This is a genomic window from Nocardia sp. NPDC058658 (genome assembly GCF_042716665.1).
Classification (GTDB): domain Bacteria; phylum Actinomycetota; class Actinomycetes; order Mycobacteriales; family Mycobacteriaceae; genus Nocardia.
The window spans coordinates 241180-261053 of record NZ_JBHXRR010000001.1; the positions used below are offsets into that span (position 1 = coordinate 241180).

Sequence of the window (19874 nt, forward strand, 5' to 3'; positions counted from 1 at the left end):
GCCCTGACGTACCACGACGATTCCCCTGGAGCCCAACGCGCCCAGGGGATTTCGCCGATTCAGTCGCCCGGTCAGTCGTGCATGATCGGCGTGCTGAACCGATACCAGTTCGGGGCGAACGGCTCGTACACGTGACTGTAGGGCTGCGGTGGGCCGTCCGGTGGCGCTGTTCCGGGAGCGAAGTAGGCCACGCCGCCGTCGGTGGCGTAGATCGCGAACACGCACCCACCGTCGGTCCGATAGACGTTGTCGACGCGCATGACACCGAACCAGCCACCCCTGTCCGAACATTCCTGTGCGGCCCGCGTCATCGACCCCTCCGACAGCCGCCAGGCGAGTCGGTCCGGCAACCCGGAAAACGCCAGTCCGAGACCGAGACCCACCACGATCGGAGCGGCGGCGACCGCCAGATACTCCCGATACTTGGCACAGCCGATCGGGCCGAGCACCATCCACGCCACCCCGGCAACGAGCAGCAGTACGCCAGCTACCAACAGTGCGAGCAGATCGAAGTCAGTGACCACCTCGAACAGCAGCACCGCGATCCCGAGACAGGCCACCACCGTTGTCGCCCACATCGCCCGTCGCCACGCTCGTGGCGTCTCGACCTCCCCGGACGTCCCCACCTTCGACATGATCAGCACCCTAGAACGACAGCGCCCCGACCGGGCCCGCAACCGCGAAATCCTCGGACTGTTTGCCCAGCCATCCTGCCTGGTGGAGGCGATGAAGAGGTATACGCTGTGAAGCTGGATCGACACACCGCAGGTGCATTTCTCGGGAGAGGACAGCGGCATGCCGGAGGGCACCATCGACCTGGACGGCGCGGTCAAGCGCCTCTCCACCTTGCTGCAGATCCCGACCGTCACCACACAGGACGCGAAGGACACCGACTGGGCGCAATTCGCGATCTTCCGTGAGACTCTCGAGTCCCTCTACCCGCTGATCACCGCGAAATTGCGCCGGCAGATCTTCGCCGACCACACCCTGGTCTACCACTGGGACAGCGGGTCGAGCGCCGACCCGATCGTGCTCATGGCCCATCAGGACGTCGTCGCCCCCGGCGACCTGGACAGCTGGACCCACCCGCCGTTTTCCGGCGCTGTCGCGGACGGGGTGATCTGGGGTCGCGGCGCCATCGACGACAAGGGCCCGCTCGTCTGCATTTGTGATGCCGTCGAAAACCTTCTCGCCCAGGGCTTTACACCCGATCGCGATGTCTATCTGCTGTTCGGACACGACGAGGAGGTCGCGGGCATCGGCGTCCCCACCGTGGTGGAGTACTTCCGCGAGCAACAGATCGTGCCCGGCTTGGTCATCGACGAGGGCGGCGGCGTGGCCGGGGATCTGTTCCCGATCAACGAGAAGGTCGCCGTGATCGGAACGGCCGAAAAAGGGTTGCTCGACCTGCAACTCACCGCGGTCGATCCCGGTGGTCACGCCTCGATGCCCGGCAAGAACCCGGCCACGACCCGCATCGCGCGCGCCCTGGTGAAACTGGGTGACTACAACTTTCCGGCCCAGATCACCCCGCCGATCATGGAAATGCTCACCATCATCGGCGAACACTCCAGCGGCCCCCTCGCCGCGGTCCTCTCACGCGCCGACAGGTTCCAGCGCCTGATCACAACCCTCATGCCACGATCCGGGCCGCTGATGAACGCGATGATCCGCACCACCGCGGTGCCGACGATGCTCGAAGGCAGCCAGGGCACCAACATCATGGCCGAATCCGCGTCGGCGGTGCTCAACATCCGCATCCTCACCGGCGAAACCGTCACCGGCACCGTCGACCGCGTCCGCAAGGTCATCGACGACCCGCAGATCGAGCTCACGATCATCAACGCCTCCGAACCGACCCCGGCGGCGCGCACCGACGGTCCGGCGTTCGAACGCGTCAAAGAGGCTGTCGCCGAAACGTTTCCCGGCGCGGTGATCTCCCCGTTCCTCGTCGTCGGCGCCAGCGATGCGCGCCATCTCGCCCAGATCAGCGACTACGTCTACCGCTTCTACCCGTTCGAGCTCGACGCACAGGCCCGTGGCCTGCTCCATTCCGTCAATGAACGGCTTTCCGTCGACGCCCTCGAACACGGCATCCGCTTCTACGAGGCAGTCCTGCGTCGTAGCCACTGAGCGGTTCGTCGGCGACAGCAGTCAGCGGTGTCGGCGGCGGGTCAGCAGTACACCGGTGATCAGGCCGACCACGAACATCACCAGCAGGATCAACCACATCGGTGATCCGAGGGTGATCAGCAGGAACTCCACCGACACGTGGGTGCGGTTCTCCAGCACGAAAATCACCGCAAGGATGCTCAGTCCGAGTGCGACCCATTGCGTCGGCGATACTCGATGCAGCAGTGAGGGTTTGTCGTCTGCATTCATCGTAGGTCTCCTCGATAGTTTCCGTCGCCGTCATCAGTCATGTCGACGTCGCGTTCAGCCTTCGCCGCGCAGAATTGCGCGAAGCCGTTCAGTAGCTGCCGGAGTCCATTCCGGCGGTTCGAGGATCGCCGCCCAGGCGTCGGCGATAGCGCCGTGGAAGGTGTGGCCGTGGCCGTCGGGAACATCGGTGGAGACCGCCATGTCCGCTGAGACCTGGAGGAACGTCACGACGGGGATCCAGCGGGTGCTGGGCAGGACATCGCTGCCGCGTTCCTCGTCGAGCCAGTCCGGTTTCTGGAACAGCAACTGCGGTGACCACCACGTGATGGGGTCGGAGGCATGCTGGAGGTACACCATCCGAGGCTTCGGCCACGCGGCCGAGGGGCGTGCCAGATCGGCAGCGTCGGCGACGAATCGTACGGTCTGTCCGTCGCGATAGATCGGCAGCGTTTCCGGCGAACCCGGGTCGCGGCGCGCGGTGGCATCGCCCCAGACGGTGTTGAGGCCGGTCGGACCGACGAACAGGGCGCCGTCGGTGCGCGCGGCGATGTCCTGCACGCTGGCGAACGCGGCCTCACCGCCGAAGGATCCGAGACTCTCGCCGAAAACGACCAGCTTGGGCCGCTGGTCGGCGGGCAGGGTGTCCCACACCGCGTGCACCGCTTCGAACAGGGCTTGACCGGCCTGGCGTGCGCGTTCCTGATCGACGATGAACGACAGCGCACTCGGCAGGAAGGAGTACTGCATGCTCACCAGCGCACTGTCACCGTTGGCCAGGTATTCCAGCGCGGAAGCGGTCGACTCGTTGATCCACCCGGTGCCGGTCGTGGTGGCCACGCCGAGCACGGCGCGGTCGAATCCCCCGGCTCGCCGCAACTCCGCGACCGCGAGATCGGCTTCGGCGCGAACGTTCTCCGCGGAGTCCAGACCCGTGTAGACGCGAATCGGCTCGGGTGCGGGTTTGCCGCTGAACGCGGTCAAGTCGGCGGGGGTCGGACCGTTGCTGACGAAAATGCGCCCTTGCCTGCCCAGGGAATCCCAGCTCACCAACGAGCCCGGCCCGCCTGATCGCTGCGGCAGCGTCGGCGCCGAAGTGTCGTCCGGCGACTGCTCGTTGACTGCCTTGAACGACTGATTGAGCACCGACATCCCGGCCTCGGCAACCACACCGTTGACTGCCGCGACCAAGATCAGCGCCACCACCACCGCGCCCACCACCGCGGAAACGCGTGCGGGCAGCACCCGTCCCAATTGCCGACCGACCCACCGAGCCGCCGCCGCACACACACGCACGACCGCGAGCAATATCGCGAAGACGACAACGGCGACCACCACGATGATCGGATACGCGTGCCACGGCAGGTCCTCCACGCCCATCAGCGCACGCAGTTCGCTCTGCCAGTCGGAATACCAGAGCAGCACTCCGATCGTGCCGAGGACCGCCACTACCGTCAAACCCCAACGCAGCACCTTCGGCGTCGGCCCGATTCGACGTTCCAGCATCCATCCGAGCGCAGCGGTGACCGCTACTCCGAGTCCGTAACCGAGTACGGCTGCCGCGCCGGTGACAATGCCTTGGAACAGCGGCCCGCGCGGCAACAACGACGGCGTCAACGACAGCCAGGTCAACACCAGCACGCCGACCGCACCACCGAAGGAGAATCCCCGACGTGGTGCCTCGGAAACACGACTGCTTGCGACGTCATTCATGGTGTTCCTCTGTAATCGGATCACCGGCAAATCGTTGAACATCGCCGACAATCACGGATGCCACATCGTTGCCGAAAGATGAACCTGTCGAACGAAACCCGAGCAGGCAGGCCCGAATAGCAATATTCGTGACGATATCACCCGGCCTGCGAACCGGATGGCTCATTCGCACGAAATGTCGCGTCTCATCACCTGACTGTGCAGGCAGTGACCACCGCCGAGTAGGGCGCGCCGAATGCGCCCGGTCCACTCCGGAGGCGCCACCGGATCCGCTAGCATCGCGATCGAATCTCCCCGCGATGACCGATTGCCCTCTGATCGCTGCGAAGACTTACGCGGTTTGTCGCGGCATTGACTCGAATTGCTCGACAGCGAGGAGAAGTTCGTTGAACTCGACGACCGGCCGACGTGACCAACAAACGCTGTCGTTGATCATTACGGCAACGGCGCTGGCATTCATACTGTTCGGTTTCCTCGTCGACACACCCGAACAGGTGGTGCGCGGCATCGGCGATATCGTGTTCGCGCGCGATCTGGTGATCACCGACTTCGTCGGCGTCGGCGGCCTCGGCGGCGCGTTCGCCCAAGCGGGGTTGGTCACGTTGGTGGCGTGCCTGGTGTTTCGGCTCACCGGCGCACCGGTGAACGGGGACGCGGTGGCCTGCTTGCTGCTGCTGCTCGGCACCGCCATGTACGGCAAGACGCTGCTCAATATCTGGCCGATCATCGCGGGTGTCGCACTGTATGCCGTGATTCGCGGTGATCGGTTCGCCGACTATGTTTCGACGGCGTTCTTCGCCACCGCACTGTCGCCGATCTTCTCGGTACTGGCCTTCACCACAACGCTTCCCGTGTGGGCCGGGATCGCGCTCGGCGTCTCGACGTCGGTGCTCATCGGTTTCGTGGTGCCGCCGGTCGCGCGGCGCCTGTTCCATACCCACGCCGGATACAGCCTGTACAACATGGGGTTCGTCGCCGGGGTCATCGGCGCGGTGATCGTGGCGGTCTATCAGACCTTCGGACTCGGCCCGCAACCGGAGATGGCGTGGACCTCCGGGCACAACACCGCGATCCTCATCCTGTTGACGATCTGCCTGGTTGCCATGCTGGTCGCGGCGTTCGTCTGCGACCGCTCGCCGTGGGGGGCCTACGCACGGCTGCTGCGCAATGACGGCCGTGCACCGTCGGATTTCCTCGCCGACTACGGTGCGGGAGCGGTACTGCTCAACATCGCCGTGATCGGCGCATTGGCCACCGGCTATGTGCTCGTCATCGGCGCACCGCTCAACGGTCCGGTCGTGGCGGGGATTCTCAGCGTGATCGGGTTCGGTGCCTGCGGCAAGCACGCGCTCAACATCGTTCCGATCGTCGTCGGTGTGGTGCTGGCAGGGCTGCTCAAACCGCTCGAGCTGACCGATCCGGGCATGATCTGGGCCGCGTTGTTCGGCACGTGTCTGGCACCGATCTCGGGCCGGTTCGGCCCGCAATGGGGGGTGGTTGCCGGATTCCTGCACGCCTCGACCGCTCAGGTGACCGGCGTGTTGGTGGTCGGGCTCAACCTTTACGGCAATGGATTCGCCGCCGGCCTGGTCGCGGCGGTGGTGGCGCCGGTCGCGGCGTTCCTGGCCCACCCGCGCCGCACTCCCGGCACCACCGACGAACCGGTACCGGCGGCCTGACTCGGGCGTCGTCCGGTGCCCGAGTCACCGTTGCCAGGCTTGCCACCAGTGGTTCATCTCGTGCTCGATCGTATGGGCCGCATCGCTCAGCACCCGAACCAGCGCGCCCGGCCCGACCAGGTAGGTGGCGGTCGGACTCGGCAGTGTGGCGGGCCGATGCCCGAATATCGCGACGGTTCCGAGAACCCGGTGCTCGCCCAGAATGCCGGGGCAAGACCGTAATTCGGGGTCGGTGAGGTCCAGCTCCTCGACCAGCAGGGGTGCGGCGGCGTACGTGACGTGCTGGGTGGAACGCAGCGCCCCACCGGGCTCGCCACTTCGCCCCAACACCACGACCTCCGACAGCACCGCACGCGCGTTCTCGGCCAAATCGATGGTGAGGGAGCGGGTGAGATCCGCGCCCTCGGCGATGACCAAAGGTGCTGCCTGCCAGCGCAATACCCCACCGCATGCGACCGCCACCTGGGCCGTCCAGCTCGCGTTCCCGCCGCGGGCGTTGTAGGCGACGGTGCCCGAGGGCTCGACGAGTTCGAGTTCGACACCGGCGCCGACCGCGATGTCGAGCTCCAGCCGATCACCCGCGACGAGCATCGCACAGCAGCCGACCAGCGCGATCCGCACCCGTCGACCATCGATGCTCAGTAGTCGCGGCGCCAGGAACTCGCCTCGATCGAGCACCTCGACCACGACCCCGGTTGCACTGGGCTGCACCGAGATCCGCGTCGGCAGCTGCGGCGCGAAGTCGGTATCAGTGCTGGTGAGCGTGCTGATGGTCATGGACGTGGCCGGGCTCGTCATCGGCGTGGAAGTGCGGCGCCATCGGACCCGGATCCGCCGGGATCAAACCGCCACCGCGGTGTGCGCTCAGTACCGTGCGCACCCAGTCGACGAGTTCGTCGATACTGGCCGGATCGCGCTGACTCAACGCGATCACCGGCAACCCGCCGCGCACCGCGGTGGCATCACGCACCATCTGATCCGGGTCCACCCCCACGTGCGGGCCCAGGTCCGTCTTGTTGACCACGAGCAGATCCGCCCGTTCGATGCCGGGACCGCCTTTGCGGGCGACGTCTCCCCCACCGGCGACGTCGATGCAGAACACCTGCGCGTCGACCAGGGCGGGGCTGAACGTCGCGGTGAGGTTGTCGCCACCACTTTCGACCAGCACCAGATCCAAAGGCGCGAACTGCCTTTCGAGATCCTCGACCGCCAGCAGGTTGGGGGTCACGTCGTCGCGGATCGCAGTGTGCGGGCACGCGCCGGTCTCCACCGCGACGATCCGTTCCACCGGCAACACCCCCGCGGCCCGCAGCAGCCGGGCGTCCTCGTCGGTGTAGATGTCGTTGGTGACCACGGCCATCTCGAGCTCGTCGGCCAAACGTCGGCACAGGGTGGCGATGAGCGTGCTCTTGCCGGTACCGACGGGCCCCGCCACGCCCAAACGCAACGGACGTGTTGCCGGGGCAGAGTTTTCAAGCATGGAAAATCCTCCTGTGTCGGTTCGCATGTTCGAGGGACCACTGCTCGATCTGTGGTGCGGTCAGCGCGGGCAGATCGGCACACCCGGTGACGGTCACGGCCAGGTCGGCGATGCGTTCGACGGTGGATGCCAGTGCGAGTACCCAGCGCACCGGCTCGACCGGGTCGACGGCGATCAGCTTCGGTGCGGCGCAGGCGGCGGTCTGCAGATCGTCGTAGAGCGCGGTGCGGGCGGTTCGGAGGTCATCGAGTCCGGCGACCGCCGCGACCACCCCGAAGGCGACCGGGCGATACGGTGCCGCCATCGTGGCGAATGCGGCCACCGAGGGTTCCGCGGGCCACAACTGCTGCGCGAGCCTGGCGATTCCCCGGCCCAGCTGTACCGAGGCCGCACGCAGCGCCGAGCTGGAAGTCCTTGCCGCATACGCACTTTGAATCTGATCGAGATCGGTGAACTCGCCGAGCGCTGCCCGCCGCGCAAGGACCGCCGTAGCGGCCTCCACGCGTCCCACGGTGTGCAGGCGCGCGGTCAGGTAGTCCGAGATCTGCGCCGGTGGCATCGCCGCGCGCAAGGCCGGTTCGAGCCCGGCGGAATGGGCGTGACCACCCACGGGCAGGCGCCCATCCGCCAGCAACAGGTCGACTACGCCGATCAAAACAGGAGATAGCGTTGGGTGAGCGGAAGCGCGACAGCGGGCTGCGGCGGCACCGGATCTCCGTCGATCGACACGATGAAGGTTTCCGGGTCGATCTCGATGCGCGGCAATGCGTTGTTTCGCGGCAGGTCCTTCTTCCCGATGTCGCGGGTGGGACGCACCGCCGCCAGCCTGCGGGTGAGACCGAGCCGCTGCTCGAGGCCGGTATCCAGGGCGATCGGCGCCACGAACGTCGTCGACAGGTATGCCGCCGCCGCACCGTGAGCGGCCAATCCGGGCCGCATCAGCACCGGCTGAGGTGTGGTGATCGAGGCGGCGGGGTCGCCCAGCGGCGCGACGACCACCGCACCGGACTTGATGACCGCCTCGGGCCGGATCCCGAAGAACGCCGGTTTCCACAGCACCAGGTCGGCCATCTTGCCAGCCTCCACCGACCCGACCTCGTGGTCGATGCCGTGCGCCACCGCCGGGCAGATCGTGTACTTGGCGACATAGCGGCGGGCGCGCTCGTTGTCTGCGGGCAGCGTCGAATCACCGCGTCCGAAGCGGGATTTCATCACGTGCGCGGTCTGCCAGGTGCGGCAGATCATCTCCCCGATGCGCCCCATCGCCTGACCGTCGGTGGACATGATCGAGATGGCGCCGATGTCGTGCAGGACGTCCTCGGCGGCCATGGTCGTGGCGCGGATGCGTGACTCGGCGAACGCCAGATCCTCGGGCACTTTCGGATTGAGCGCGTGGCACACGATCAGCATGTCCAGGTGCTCCACGACGGTGTTGACGCTGAACGGCATCGTCGGATTCGTCGACGCGGGAAGCACAGTGGGCTGACCGGCCAACACCATGATGTCGGGCGCGTGGCCGCCGCCCGCGCCCTCGGAGTGGAACGCGTGGATCCCGCGCCCGGCGATCGCCTCGATCGTCTCGCGCACGTACCCGGTTTCGTTGAGGCTGTCGCTGTGCAGGGCGACCTGCAGACCGAACTCGTCGGCCGCGCGCAAAGCCGCATCGATCACCGGTGGCGCCGATCCCCAGTCCTCGTGGATCTTGTAGCCGCCGGCCCCGGCGAGCGCGTCCTCCCGCAGCGCATCGGTGCTGGTGGTGCTGCCCTTACCGAAAAGCAGGACGTTGACCGGTAATTCGTCCAGCGCGCGATGGATCATCGCCAACGACCACGCACCCGGCGTCACCGAGGTCGCCTTCGTGCCCTTCGTCGGCCCGGCGCCGCCGCCGATCATGGTGGTCGTGCCTGCCGCGATGCCCTCGCGAACTTCGACCTCGGACAGGAAGTGCACATGGGTGTCCACCGCGCCCGCGGTCAGAATGCAGCCCTCCCCGGCGATGACATCGGTGCTCGGCCCGATCTCCATCCCCGCATCGATGCCGTCCATGATCTCGCTGTTGCCCGCGCGCCCGACCGCGACGATGCGCCCGTCACGGATCCCGACATCGGCTTTGACAATGCCCCAATGGTCCAGCACGACAACGTTGGTGACCACCACATCCAGGGCGCCCTGTTCCCGGCTGACCCGCCCCTGGCCCATGCCGTCGCGAATGGTCTTGCCGCCGCCGAAGACGACCGCGTCGTAGCGGTTGGTGCGGTCGGATTCGACCTCGATCCAGACATCGGTGTCGCCGAGCCGGATCTGATCGCCGGTGGTCGGCCCGAACAATTCTGCCGACCGATGCCGTGAAATTGCGTTCACTGCATCATCTCCCGACCCACCCGGCCACCGAAGCGGGTGCACGCCACGTTGCGGCTGACCCCCGGTTCGAATCGGATCGAGGTGCCCGCCTGGATATCGAGATGGAAACCGACCGTGACGGTGCGGTCGAACTCCAGCGCCGCGTTTGCCTCGGGCAGGTGCAGATGCGAGCCGATCTGGATCGGCCGATCCCCGGTGTTCACCATCACCACGTCGAGTTGGTCGCGACCGCTCTCGTCCGGCAAGGGGATCTCACCGAACCGGTATTCGCCCGGGATCATCGGATCGGCTCGGTGATGGTGACCAGCTTGCGACCGTCGCGGAACGTCGCTTCGACCTGCACGTCGCCCAGCATCTCCGGGATACCGTCCATCACATCGCCGCGAGTGAGCACCTGGCGACCCGCGCTCATCACCTCGGCCACCGACCTGCCGTCGCGAGCGCGTTCGATCGCCCAGCACGACAGCAACGCCACCGCCTCGGGATAGTTGAGTTTCACGCCACGCTGGTGCCGGTCGCGCGCGACCATCCCCGCGACGCTGAGCAGCAGCTTTTCCGTATCCGAAGGATTCAGTCGCATATCGAGCTGTTCCGATCTCTGGAGTCCGACACCGAGATTCACACAACACACGAAACGATCGAGCAACACACAAATTGCGTTTCCCACTCTATCAACTGGTGGGCCGACCATATTCCGCCTCACGAGCGAAACGCCCGACGAGCCGATATCCGAGGCGATCTCCGGCCACTGTCGTGTTCGAAGGTCGGGGTATATGGCTACGCGATGTCGATAACGGCGGATCGGCGACCGTCTGTGCTGCCTGGCGCAACGGTCGTCGAACTCGCCGACAAACTGCGCGGCTCGAGCATGGGTTCGGGGAGAGGCTGGGTTCGGAGCGTCCGTTTTATGCGGTAGGCATGACAGAGATCGGCGACAAGATAGTGCAGTGTTCCGATGACAGTGGTCGCGACCAGCACGACCGTGGGGATGTTCCAAAACTCTGTCAACGCGTCTGTCTCGGGAGCAATCGCCACGGAAATCCAAAAGAATCCGTTCGCCGCGATCACGACGAGAAAGGCCGCGTAGTCGCGGCGGCGCTCGGTAACGGCCGCCGCACGGGCCGTTGCCACCCAGTTGAGCAGACCGAAGGATCCAAGAACGACGGCGACAACGAGCAGACGGACACCGATACGGACCGCCGTCCGGCCACGCCTGCGGTATTCCCTCGCGGCGCTCCATTGCCACAGTTCATGTTCCGTCGGCGGAGTGAACACGTCAACGAACGTCGACCCAGGACAAAGAATTACCTCATGGCCTTCCTTTGCGGGGATCGCCCAGGTGGCGGGCAAGCCATGCCAGGGCGCGAAACACCATGGATGCGGACACCATTCGTCTTCATAGCGAGTCGGCGCCGACTCACCGCCAGACAGGGACAGATCGACCAACTCGTCGATCAGATCTGCGGTCTCACCAGCAAGCTGCGTCGGGCAGCCACGCTGTCGCCACAGCTCGACCCCTATCGGCTGGACCGCTAATCCAGCTGTCGCAGACAGTTTTTCGAACTGATCGGTCAGCTCGTACGACAGGAATACCAGACCACGTTCACCCACCTCCCCGAGCAACACAGCTGCGGTACCGAACTCGAGGCAGCACGCCCCGACCTCGCTCAGAAGCTGCTGTAGTGCGACCTCATCGAGACATGCGTCATCGGGAATCTCCTCGACTTCACCTGTCTCAGGGTCGATCCAGTCGAGGACTCGAAGGGATGCGCGCAGCCGCTGGTCGGACACTCCGGGTGGGAAGCCGTCGGTCAACGCGAGCGAGATCAGTAGGTCGTCGATGCTGTCGACGCCGTCGACCCACGCCAAGCGTCCGATTCCGTTCGGGCCGAGGCGCTGGATCAACTCAACAGGATCCGCCGTCATCGCGACCCACGGGTCGGCGGTCAACATGGCGGTCAATCGAGCGAGAGCGGCGGCCGCATCCCCGGTCGGCTCCCTACGAACGGGGACGACCGTCGGCTGAGCACTTGTTCGAGCGTTGGGACGGGCGAACCATTCATCAAGAGCGGGCAGGCCGAACAGCCACATGAACGCCGCGAACACGACGCACGACCACCCCTCGCCCCACCCTTCATCGGTAACTACCCTAATCGCGATGACCGATGTGAACATCGCGCCCGCGATAATGGCGAACCCCACAGCCGTCCTCCACCGTATGAACTTCGAAACCTGTTGGGCTGCATTGTTACACCGGCCACCGACATCGAACGCATACCAGGCGTGACTTGGACCGCGTCCGGGTAGAACGCTGCCGGTCGCTGCCGCAACCAAACCCCAGGGCCGATCACTGGGACCCGGGGTCGATGGCCCCAACCAGATAGGCAGATACTCCGATTCCGGTGGCGCCAGCTGGTGCCAGTTTCCGATCACGTCGTCACCGAGCGTGCCGGTCGCCGGGTGCGGCCACGTCGGCTTTCCATCACCGATAGCGCGACGCATCGTGGTGCACTGCACATCCCGCGTGCCCAACCCCGTGCAGTCGGTCTGGTACACCGCGTCGCCGTAGACATTCACCCGATGGGAACTCCCCTGCCACCGGGTGCGGCCGGTGGCCGCCTCGATCACTTCCACCAAGATCGGGTCATCGGATGCGGCCCTGCCCTCGTAGAGCACGATCAACTCGCCACGGATCCGGTATCGGAACGAACCGGCATCGGCGATCTTCTGATCTCGACGCCACCGCTGCTGACCGGTGACACGGTCGACCGCGACCAGCGACGTCTCGAGCGGGACGAGAACCATCTCGACCGCCACGGCGATCTCCTCCGCCCCGACCTCGCCGTCGATCGTCCACACGGCGGGCTTGTTCACCGTCGTAGTTGTCGTGGTCGCCGAAGATGATGATGTGGTGGCGGGAATCGGGTAGCCCTGCCACCTGCCGTGGAGCGAATTTCCATGATGCCCGGCTCAACGGCGCCGACTTCACGGGTGCCGATCTCTCGGCGGCAGACCTGCGGGGCGCAGCGATGGCGGACGCGAAGCTCATCGGAACCAATTTGAAGGGCGCCGACCTTCGTGACGTGATTGGGCTCAGCGAGCAACAGCTCACGGACGCTGTCACCGACTCGACGACCCAGTTCCCGGCCTCCGTGGCCTAGCCCGCGACCGACCCGAGTCAGGCGGGCCACGCAGACGCCCGCCGCGCTCAAGTCTGGCGAACGTGAAGACATGGGGCCGGCCCGAGAACCCGTGGAGCGCACCGACCGACGAGCGGACCGCACGGGCGAACGCTACTGTCTCAGCATCGTCGAGCAGGTCGAGTGTCGCAACGTGACAATGAGGTTCGACGAACAGGTGGCCGGCGGCCCGGCCCACGCCCACGCACCCTGACATGCGGCCGCCGATACGCGCCCGACTCGGCCCGGTGGGTCGAACTCGATCCGGATGGCGCGTCGACGAGCGCATTGAGCGCCTCGTGGAGAACTCCCTGCCCTACAGCGTGTTCCGCGAAGGCTCCCAGATCGCCTTCGTCGCAGAGGTCAGCGAGAAGAGGTCGGCCTCCCTCACGGATCCGGTTGCCACGGTGCCGATTCCGCTGGTAGACAACCCCTGTGGACGCCGTCAGCGCATTCCGTTGTGTGACCGTTTATGTGACCGTTTTGAGCGTGACGCGCCGGTATCCGAGGTGATCTCCGGTGACGGCAGAGGCCCCGCATCGGATTTCTCCGATGCGGGGACTCGAACGAAAAGTACTGCTACGAGCTACTTTTCAACTACTCGCCATCACTACTTCTGCGAAGCCTTGTACTCGCGGCGACGCCGGTGCAGGATCGGCTCGGTGTAACCGTTGGGCTGCGTGGTGCCTTCCAGGACCAGTTCCTTAGCGGCCTGGAACGCGATGTTGTCATCGAAGTTCGGGGCCAGCGGGCGGTAGGTCTTGTCGTTCGCGTTCTGACGGTCGACGACCGGGGCCATCCGCTCGAGGCTCGCGATGACGTCGGCTTCGGTCACCACACCGTGGCGCAGCCAATTGGCGACCAGCTGGCTCGAAATGCGCAGGGTGGCACGGTCTTCCATCAGGCCGATGTCGTTGATGTCGGGCACCTTGGAGCAGCCGACACCGTGATCGATCCAGCGGACCACGTAGCCCAGGATGCCCTGGGAGTTGTTGTCCAGCTCCTGACGCTTCTCCTCCTCGGTCCAGTCGGTGGACTGGGCAAGGGGAATCTCGAGGATCTGGTCGACGGTGGCACGCGGGCCGCCCTTGGCGATCTGGGACTGCTGCTTGAACACGTCGACCAGGTGGTAGTGGGTGGCGTGCAGGGTGGCGGCGGTCGGCGAGGGGACCCAGGCGGTGTTGGCGCCGGCCTTGGGGTGGCCGATCTTCTGCTCGAGCATGGCGGCCATCAGGTCGGGCATGGCCCACATGCCCTTGCCGATCTGCGCCTTGCCGGGCAGGCCCTTGGCCAGGCCGGTGTCGACGTTCCAGTCCTCGTAGGAGGTGATCCAGGTCTGGGCCTTCATCTCGGCCTTGCGGACCATCGGCCCGGCCACCATGGAGGTGTGGATCTCATCGCCGGTCCGGTCGAGGAAGCCGGTGTTGATGAAGACGACACGGTCCTTGGCGGCCTCGATGGAGGCGGCGAGGTTGACCGTGGTGCGGCGCTCCTCGTCCATGATGCCGACCTTGAGGGTGTTGCGGGTCAGGCCGAGGACGTCCTCGATCCGGCCGAACAGCTCGTTGGTGAACGCGGCCTCGTCGGGGCCGTGCATCTTCGGCTTCACGATGTAGACCGAGCCGGTGCGCGAGTTCAGGCGGGTGTTGTCGCCGTTGAGCGAGTGCACGGCGATCAGAGAGGTGATCAGACCGTCCATGATGCCCTCGGGCACTTCGTTGCCTTCGGCGTCGATAATCGCGTCGGAGGTCATCAGGTGGCCCACGTTGCGCACGAACAGCAGCGAACGACCGTGCAGGACCAGCTCGGAACCGTCGAGCGCGGTGAACACGCGGTCGGGGTTCATGGTGCGGGTGAAGGTCTTGCCACCCTTGGCGACTTCCTCGGCCAGGTCGCCCTTCATCAGGCCGAGCCAGTTGCGGTAGCAGACGACCTTGTCGTCGGCGTCGACCGCGGCGACCGAGTCCTCGAAGTCCATGATCGTGGTGAGCGCGGACTCGAGGACGATGTCCTTGACGCCTGCGGTGTCGGTGGAGCCGATCGGCGAGGTGGCGTCGACCTGGATCTCGATGTGCAGCCCGTTGTGCTTGAGCAGGATCGAGGTCGGGGCCTCGGGGTCGCCCAGGTAGCCGACGAGCTGCGACGGGTCGGCCAGGCCGATGTCGGTGCCGTCTTCGAGGCCGATCTCGAGCTCGCCGTCGACGATCTTGTAGTACGAGGAACCGATGTGCGAACCGGTGATCAGGGTGACAGCGTCGTCGAGGAAGTTACGGCCCCACTCGATGACCTTGTCGCCGCGCACACGGTTGTAGCCGCTGCCCTTCTCCGCGCCGTTGGCCTCGGGGATGGCGTCGGTGCCGTAGAGCGCGTCGTAGAGCGAACCCCAGCGCGCGTTGGCGGCGTTGATCGCGAAGCGCGCGTTCATCACCGGCACCACGAGCTGCGGGCCCGCGGTGGAAGCGATCTCGGTGTCGACGTTCTCGGTGGTGATCTGGAACGGCGCGGGCTCGGGCTTCAGGTAACCGATCTCGGTCAGGAACTGCTTGTAGGCGGCCTTGTCGTAGCCTGCGCCCGGGTTCTCGCCGTGCCAGGCGTCGAGCTTGCCCTGGAACTCGTCGCGCTCGGCGAGCAGCGCGCGGTTGCGGGGGGCGAGGTCGTTGATGATCTGCTCGGCGCCGGCCCAGAACGCGGCGGAATCTACGCCGGTACCGGGGAGCGCCTCGTTCTCGATGAAATCGTGAAGAACGCTCGCCACCTGGAGCCCGCCGACCTGAATCCGCTCTGTCATCTACTGCCTCACTTTGGTGAAAACCGGGTGGGAAAAGTCGATGTCATGTTACCCGTGGGTAGAGGTGACACCTCGTGTGGGTTCGAACGCCCTGCGGGCTCGAACCATTCCCTTGATTGTAGGTGCGCGGGCAATTAATGTACTGACCGGAACATTAAGTCGCGGACCGGACCGAACGGAGGCGCCGTGACACCCGAACCCGTTGCTCCCATGCGTCGTCGCGGCCGTCCCCGCGCCACCGAGCGCGCCGACACCCGCGAGCGGATCAACAAGGCGGCCCTCGAGCTGTTCGCCGAACGCGGTTTCCATGCCACCGGCGTGGCCGAGATCGGCGCGAAAGCCGACGTCCAGCGGGGTGCGCTGTACTACCACATCGGCTCGAAGGAAGACCTGCTGTGGGCGATCCTGCGTGACTACACCCGGCTGCTGCTCGCCGACGCCGAACGCATCGTCGCCGCGGGCACCGACCCCGTCGAAACCTTGCGTCGACTCACCCGCAGCCATGTCGAACTGATCGTCACCCATCGTCGCGCGGTGGCCGTGCACCTGCGTGACGCGGACGCCCTCACCCGCGAACACGCGGTGGTCCTGCAGCAGTTGCGCGACCGCATCCAGCGACTCTGGCAGGACGTCATCGACGCGGGCCACGCGGCCGGGCAACTGCGCACCGCCGACCACATCGTCACCAACGGCCTGCTCGGCATGCTCAATTCGCTGGGCTATTGGTATCGCGAGCGCGGCACCCACTCCCCCGCCGAGATCGCCGACATCCTCATCGACACCGTCCTGTCCGGGCTCATCGCCACGGACGACAACACGAAAGGCTGACCATGGCTTGGGATTTCGAGACCGATCCGGAGTACCAGCGCAAGCTCGACTGGGTGGCGGAGTTCGTTCGCACCGAGGTCGAGCCTCTGGATCTGCTCTACCCCAATCCCTACGACCGGGCCGACCCCGAGATCCGGGCGCTGATGCGGCCGCTGCAACAGCAGGTCAAGGAGCAGGGCCTGTGGGCCTGCCATCTCGGTCCCGAGCTGGGCGGGCCCGGTTTCGGGCAGCTGAAACTGGCGTTGCTGAACGAAGTGCTGGGCACGTCGATGTGGGCGCCGCTCGTCTTCGGTTGTCAGGCACCGGATTCCGGCAACGCCGAGATCCTCGCGCACTTCGGCACCGAGGAGCAGAAGGCGAAGTACCTGCAGCCATTGCTCGACGGCGAGATCGGCTCCTGCTACGCGATGACCGAGCCCACCGGCGGCTCCGACCCGACCGCGTTCCGCACGACCGCGGTCCGCGACGGTGACGAGTGGGTCATCAACGGCGAGAAGTGGTTCAACTCCGCCGCCGAATTCGCCACCTTCCACATCGTGATGGTGGTGACCGATCCCGAGGCCGAACCGCATCAGCGGTTGTCGATGTTCATCGTTCCCGCCGATGCGCCCGGGCTCGAGCTGGTGCGCAACTTCACTGTGCCCGGGTTCAGCGAACACGAAGGGCACCTGCGTTTCACCGATGTCCGGGTGCCCGCCGATCACCTGCTCGGCGCCGAAGGCGCGGGCTTCATCGTCGCGCAGACCCGACTCGGCGGCGGGCGCGTGCACCACGCGATGCGCACAGTCGCGTTGGTACGCAAGGCCTTCGACATGATGTGCGAACGCGCGGTGTCGCGCCCGGCCCGCAAGGGTGTGCTCGGCGGCTTCCAGATGACCCAGGAACGCATCGCCGACAGCTGGATCCAGATGGAACAGTTCCGGCTGCTGGTCCTGCGTACCGCGTGGCGCATCGACCAGGCCCAGGACTATCGCGCCGTGCGCAAGGACATCGCCGCCATCAAGATCGCCATGCCGACCGTCATGAACGACATCGCGCGCCGCGCACTGCATCTGCACGGCGCGATGGGCGTGAGCACCGACCTCCCGTTCCTCGACATGACCACCTACGCCGAGGTCATGGCGATCGCCGACGGTCCCACCGAGGTCCACAAGATCACCCTCGCGAAGGAAGTGCTCAAGAACTACACCCCGGGCGATCCGGTGTACCCCAGCGGTTACCGGCCCGCACTGCGCGAGGAAGCGCGCGATCTGGTCGCGCGTCGTCTCGAACACGAGGTCGGCAACCTGTAAAGGTCCACGATCCGCGGCGGTGCAGGAACTAGCCTGCCTCGTATGCGTGGCGCCGGGCACGACAAGAGTTCTGACCGAACGACCGAGCAGGACGCCGTCCCGGCACACCCCGTGGCGGACGCGCGCTCGATCAACAAACCGGTGTTCCTCACCGCCGCGGGGATCGTGCTCGCGTTCGCGATCTGGGCGCTGATCTCACCGTCGAGCGCCGAAACGGTGGTCGGCGAGGTGAAGACCTTCATCTCGACCTGGTTCGGCTGGTGGTACTTTCTGCTCGCCACAGCCATTCTCGGACTCGTCGTCTTCCTCGGTGCGAGCAAGTACGGCCGCTACCGGCTCGGGCCGGAGGAATCCAGGCCCGAATACAGCCTGTTCTCCTGGACGTCGATGCTGTTCGCCGCGGGTATCGGCATCGACCTGATGTTCTTCTCCGTGGCCGAGCCCGTCTACAACTACCTGCACCCACCGTCGGGCCCGGCGCAGACCGATCAGACCGCCCGCGACGCGGTGACCTGGACGATCTTCCACTACGGCATCACCGGCTGGGCGATGTACGCGCTGATGGGCGGCGCGCTGGCCTATTTCGCGTTCCGGCACAATCTCCCGCTCACGATCCGGGCGGCGCTGTACCCGATCTTCGGCAAGCGCGTGCACGGCCGGTGGGGCGACGCGATCGACGTAGCCGCGGTGCTCGGCACCATCTTCGGCATCGCCACCTCGCTTGGCATCGGCATCGTGCAGCTCAACTACGGGCTGCACGAGCTGTTCGGGATCTCGCAGGGCAAGGCCGCCCAGATCGGACTGATCGCCCTCTCAGTGGTCATCACGACGATTTCGGCGACCACCGGTGTCGACAAGGGCATCCGGCGGTTGTCGGAGCTCAATGTGATCATGGCGATCGCGCTGCTGATCTACATCCTGCTCGCCGGCCGCACCGACTTCCTGCTCAACGGCTTCACCCAGAACGCAGGCGACTACATCTCGACCTTCCTCGACCGCACGCTCAACACGTTCGCGTGGGAGCGCAACCCGGAAACAGCCAACCAGCCCTCGACCTGGCTCGACAGCTGGACCCTGTTCTTCTGGGCGTGGTGGGTGGCCTGGGCACCGTTCGTGGGCCTGTTCCTGGCCCGGATCTCGCGCGGACGCACCTTGCGCCAGTTCATCTTCGGTGTGCTGGTGGTGCCGTTCAGTTTCACCGTGTTGTGGATTTCGGTCTTCGGCAACAGCGCCCTGGAGGTCGCCAGGAAAGACAAGGAATTCGCCGAACAGACCGCTGCCAGAGCCGAATTGGGCTTCTACTCACTGCTCGAGCAGTACCCTGGCGCGACCTTCCTGCTCGGTATCGCGACCATCACCGGACTGCTGTTCTATGTGACAAGCGCCGACTCGGGATCACTGGTCATGGGCAATTTCACCTCGAAACTGTCCGATCCGATGGCCGACTGCGCCCGCGGCACCCGCATCTTCTGGGCCGTCGCGATCGGCGTGCTGACCCTGTCGATGCTGTTCGCGGGGTCGGGCGGTTCGATCACCACCCTGCAGAACGCCACCATCATCATGGGGTTGCCGTTCTCGTTCGTGCTGGCGCTCATCGGCGTCGCGTTGCTGCGTTCGCTGCACAACGAGTCGTACAAGATCGACAGCTACCGCGCGGCGCTGCCGAATGCCATCGCGGCGGGGCGCGGGCCCAGCGAACAGACCAGTTGGCGGCGCAGGCTCATCGGCACCATCCACTATCCGGGTCCGGCCGCCACCCGAAAGTTCGTCAGCAACACCGTCATTCCGGCGATGCACGACGTCTCGGCCGAATTCGCGAAAATGGGAGTCACCGCCACGGTCGACGAAACCGATCTCAACGAGGGGCTGCCCGCGCCGCGCCTGATCGTCGATCAAGCCAATGAGCCCCGGTTCGAATACGGCGTGTATCCGGTCTCGGCACCCACGCCGAGTTACGCGGTGCTCGCCCAGCGCTCCGACGACCGCTATTTCCGGTGCGAGGTCTACCTCTCGGAGGGTTCGCAGGGGTACTCGCTCAACGGCTACACCAAGGAACAGACAATCGGCGACATTCTCGACCAGTACGAACGCCATCTCGGCTATCTGCACCTGCGGCGCGCGGCCACCGATCACCACGATCCCGAAGCGAGCACCGACAGCGAACTGTGAAGGGAC

18 protein-coding genes are annotated in these 19874 nt (G+C 65.8%); 6 read left to right on the forward strand and 12 right to left on the reverse strand.

The window, feature by feature from the left end; all coding sequences use genetic code 11:
- Positions 1–71: 71 nt before the first annotated feature.
- Complete coding sequence (locus tag ACFWUP_RS01240; protein WP_379229641.1) at positions 72–635, reverse strand: hypothetical protein; 564 nt, start codon at positions 633–635, stop codon at positions 72–74.
- Positions 636–768: 133 nt separating this feature from the next.
- On the opposite strand from ACFWUP_RS01240, the gene ACFWUP_RS01245 reads away from it, so the two are divergent.
- Positions 769–2133 (forward strand): M20/M25/M40 family metallo-hydrolase, encoded by a 1365-nt coding sequence (locus ACFWUP_RS01245; protein ID WP_379229642.1) that lies wholly within the window; start codon positions 769–771, stop codon positions 2131–2133.
- Positions 2134–2154: 21 nt separating this feature from the next.
- On the opposite strand, the gene ACFWUP_RS01250 is transcribed toward ACFWUP_RS01245, so the two are convergent.
- From ACFWUP_RS01250 to ACFWUP_RS01260, 3 genes are read right to left on the reverse strand one after another with little or no spacing between them, the layout of a single operon-like run.
- Positions 2155–2382, reverse strand: a complete 228-nt coding sequence (locus tag ACFWUP_RS01250; protein ID WP_379229643.1) for a hypothetical protein — start codon at positions 2380–2382, stop codon at positions 2155–2157.
- A gap of 54 nt (positions 2383–2436) precedes the next feature.
- The gene (locus tag ACFWUP_RS01255; RefSeq protein WP_379229644.1) at positions 2437–4092 is read right to left on the reverse strand and encodes an alpha/beta hydrolase; all 1656 of its coding nucleotides are present in this window, start codon (positions 4090–4092) and stop codon (positions 2437–2439) included.
- Positions 4085–4258, reverse strand: a complete 174-nt coding sequence (locus tag ACFWUP_RS01260; protein ID WP_379229645.1) for a hypothetical protein — start codon at positions 4256–4258, stop codon at positions 4085–4087. Before ACFWUP_RS01260 ends, ACFWUP_RS01255 begins: the two co-directional genes overlap by 8 nt.
- A 220-nt stretch (positions 4259–4478) precedes the next feature.
- Here ACFWUP_RS01260 and ACFWUP_RS01265 point away from each other — a divergent pair, with 220 nt between their 5' ends.
- Positions 4479–5771 carry a DUF1576 domain-containing protein gene (locus ACFWUP_RS01265; protein ID WP_379229646.1) on the forward strand — a complete coding sequence of 431 codons (1293 nt, stop codon included), beginning with the start codon at positions 4479–4481 and terminating at the stop codon, positions 5769–5771.
- Positions 5772–5795: 24 nt separating this feature from the next.
- Here ACFWUP_RS01265 and ACFWUP_RS01270 read toward each other — a convergent pair whose 3' ends face one another.
- From ACFWUP_RS01270 to ACFWUP_RS01300, 7 genes are all read right to left on the reverse strand, one after another.
- Complete coding sequence (locus ACFWUP_RS01270; RefSeq protein WP_379229647.1) at positions 5796–6548, reverse strand: urease accessory protein UreD; 753 nt, start codon at positions 6546–6548, stop codon at positions 5796–5798.
- Positions 6520–7251 (reverse strand): urease accessory protein UreG, encoded by a 732-nt coding sequence (gene ureG / locus ACFWUP_RS01275; protein ID WP_379229648.1) that lies wholly within the window; start codon positions 7249–7251, stop codon positions 6520–6522. Before ureG ends, ACFWUP_RS01270 begins: the two co-directional genes overlap by 29 nt.
- The gene (locus ACFWUP_RS01280; RefSeq protein WP_379229649.1) at positions 7244–7906 is read right to left on the reverse strand and encodes an urease accessory protein UreF; all 663 of its coding nucleotides are present in this window, start codon (positions 7904–7906) and stop codon (positions 7244–7246) included. The genes ureG and ACFWUP_RS01280 overlap by 8 nt, the downstream gene beginning before the upstream one ends.
- On the reverse strand, positions 7903–9612 hold the full coding sequence (locus ACFWUP_RS01285; RefSeq protein WP_379229650.1) for an urease subunit alpha: 1710 nt from the start codon (positions 9610–9612) through the stop codon (positions 7903–7905). The genes ACFWUP_RS01280 and ACFWUP_RS01285 overlap by 4 nt, the downstream gene beginning before the upstream one ends.
- Entirely contained in the window at positions 9609–9893 is a 285-nt protein-coding gene (gene ureB, locus ACFWUP_RS01290; protein ID WP_379229651.1) for an urease subunit beta, read from the reverse strand. Before ureB ends, ACFWUP_RS01285 begins: the two co-directional genes overlap by 4 nt.
- Complete coding sequence (locus ACFWUP_RS01295) at positions 9890–10192, reverse strand: urease subunit gamma (protein WP_379229652.1); 303 nt, start codon at positions 10190–10192, stop codon at positions 9890–9892. The genes ureB and ACFWUP_RS01295 overlap by 4 nt, the downstream gene beginning before the upstream one ends.
- 197 nt (positions 10193–10389) lie before the next feature.
- Positions 10390–12429 (reverse strand): hypothetical protein, encoded by a 2040-nt coding sequence (locus tag ACFWUP_RS01300; RefSeq protein WP_379229653.1) that lies wholly within the window; start codon positions 12427–12429, stop codon positions 10390–10392.
- Between the two features lie 65 nt (positions 12430–12494).
- Here ACFWUP_RS01300 and ACFWUP_RS01305 point away from each other — a divergent pair, with 65 nt between their 5' ends.
- The gene (locus tag ACFWUP_RS01305) at positions 12495–12773 is read left to right on the forward strand and encodes a pentapeptide repeat-containing protein (protein WP_379229654.1); all 279 of its coding nucleotides are present in this window, start codon (positions 12495–12497) and stop codon (positions 12771–12773) included.
- Positions 12774–13401: 628 nt separating this feature from the next.
- Here the strand turns inward: ACFWUP_RS01305 and ACFWUP_RS01310 are convergent.
- Positions 13402–15579 carry a malate synthase G gene (locus ACFWUP_RS01310; protein WP_379229655.1) on the reverse strand — a complete coding sequence of 726 codons (2178 nt, stop codon included), beginning with the start codon at positions 15577–15579 and terminating at the stop codon, positions 13402–13404.
- Positions 15580–15789: 210 nt separating this feature from the next.
- Here ACFWUP_RS01310 and ACFWUP_RS01315 point away from each other — a divergent pair, with 210 nt between their 5' ends.
- The 3 genes from ACFWUP_RS01315 to betT are packed head-to-tail and all read left to right on the forward strand — an operon-like array spanning position 15790 to position 19868.
- Positions 15790–16407, forward strand: a complete 618-nt coding sequence (locus ACFWUP_RS01315) for a TetR/AcrR family transcriptional regulator (RefSeq protein ID WP_379230913.1) — start codon at positions 15790–15792, stop codon at positions 16405–16407.
- A 2-nt stretch (positions 16408–16409) separates the two neighbouring features.
- Positions 16410–17699, forward strand: a complete 1290-nt coding sequence (locus ACFWUP_RS01320) for an acyl-CoA dehydrogenase family protein (protein WP_379229656.1) — start codon at positions 16410–16412, stop codon at positions 17697–17699.
- Between the two features lie 42 nt (positions 17700–17741).
- Positions 17742–19868: a choline BCCT transporter BetT gene (betT, locus tag ACFWUP_RS01325; RefSeq protein ID WP_379229657.1), complete on the forward strand. Its 2127-nt coding sequence runs from the start codon at positions 17742–17744 to the stop codon at positions 19866–19868.
- The last annotated feature ends 6 nt before the right edge of the window (positions 19869–19874 follow it).